We start from the raw sequence: 1,296 nt of genomic DNA on the forward strand, positions 1-1,296 counted from the left end.
TTTTGCCAACCCGCCAAGCTGTCGGCGGATTTCATCCGCAATCGCCAGCTTTAGCTGTTTCCGATACCACCGGCTTTAGCCGGTGGAGCATTCATTTTCTCGCAAAAATAGCAAGAGCATGGCGAAAAACGGGAGTTTTCGCCATGAACAAGCCAGAAACCTTGACCCGGCAGCTTGGCAGAACCATACGCGCCAAGCGCAGAACCTTGGGGCTGACGCAGGAATAACTGGCGGAAATGCTGAGCATCGGGCATCAGGCCCTGTCGCGGATCGAGCAGGGAAAAATGGCCCCGAAAATGGACCACCTGCCGCGCATGGCCGAAAGCCTTCAGCGCTCCGTTCCTGATCTTTTCCGGCCAACAGACGGTACAGAGCCACGGCATACGCGGCATATCGAAGAAATGCTGCGGGACTTGCCGGTGGAAAAGCAGGAATTTGTGGCAAGGCATGTGTCCGGGTTTGTTGCGCTGCTGTGTCTGAAATAGCCGCGGCACGGCAACAGCCTGGAGCGAGCGTGCCACCGGCTTCTTCTATGGCTGCCCGTGGCCCATGACATAAGGAAAATCATGACTGCCCGGACAAGAGGGAGACTTGCCTGTGGCCGGAGTGCGGATTGCAAACGTGAAACGCGCATGCAGGGCGGGGTCTTGACACCTCACCTTACGGGTATATATTAATAATATATATTTCGGAGGTTGCCATGCAACAGGCCAGATTATTCCGGAACGGCCAGAGCCAGGCGGTGCGGCTGCCCAGGGAATTCCGCTTTGAAGGAGACAGCGTTGCCATCAAGCGTGTGGGCAGGGCGGTTGTGCTTTTGCCGCACACTGAGCCGTGGGAAACGCTTTTTGATGCTCTTGACCAGTTCTCGCGGGATTTCATGGGCGAGCGCAGGCAGCCGCCTCTGGATGTTCGGGAGGAGCTTTGATGCGCGTTCTTCTGGACACGAATATCTGCATTTACATGATAAAGAACAGGCCGCCGGAAGTGCGCAAGCACTTTGAGCGGTTTGTGCCGGGGGACATTGCCATATCCTCGATCACCGTTGCCGAACTCCAGTACGGGGTTGAAAAAAGCGCAGCCAGAGAGAAAAATTTTCTGGCGCTGGAAGCCTTTCTTCTGCCTCTGGAAATTGCCTCGTTTGACGCAGGCTCTGCTCTTGCCTACGGAAAGATCAGGGCGATGCTTGAAAGGCAGGGCACGCCCATAGGCGGCATGGATATGCTGATTGCCGCTCAAGCCATAGCCCAGGGCTTTACGCTCATAACGCACAATGTGAAAGAGTTCGCGCGGGTT

4 protein-coding genes are annotated in these 1,296 nt (G+C 55.9%); all 4 read left to right on the forward strand.

Annotated features, from left to right (window positions below; genetic code table 11):
- Window positions 1-227: hypothetical protein (locus EII23_RS13215; protein ID WP_221620408.1), on the forward strand; the 227-nt coding region annotated here is incomplete at its 5' end.
- 9 nt (window positions 228-236) lie between these two features.
- Entirely contained in the window at window positions 237-485 is a 249-nt protein-coding gene (locus EII23_RS11925) for a helix-turn-helix transcriptional regulator (protein ID WP_185702401.1), read from the forward strand.
- 215 nt (window positions 486-700) lie between these two features.
- A complete protein-coding gene (locus EII23_RS11930) occupies window positions 701-928 on the forward strand; it encodes an antitoxin (protein ID WP_124793544.1) in 228 nt (75 codons plus the stop codon).
- Window positions 928-1,296 (forward strand): type II toxin-antitoxin system VapC family toxin (locus EII23_RS11935; RefSeq protein ID WP_148091268.1); only part of this gene is annotated, 369 nt, incomplete at its 3' end. The genes EII23_RS11930 and EII23_RS11935, both read left to right, overlap by 1 nt.

The sequence above is a fragment of the Desulfovibrio sp. OH1186_COT-070 genome (genome assembly GCF_003860215.1).
Taxonomy (GTDB): domain Bacteria; phylum Desulfobacterota; class Desulfovibrionia; order Desulfovibrionales; family Desulfovibrionaceae; genus Desulfovibrio.

Excerpts from the sequence above, each read along its gene's own strand:
- EII23_RS11925 (WP_185702401.1), top strand. The coding sequence starts at position 237 with ATGCTGAGCATCGGGCATCAGGCCCTGTCGCGGATCGAGCAGGGAAAA.
- EII23_RS11930 (WP_124793544.1), top strand. The coding sequence starts at position 701 with ATGCAACAGGCCAGATTATTCCGGAACGGCCAGAGCCAGGCGGTGCGG.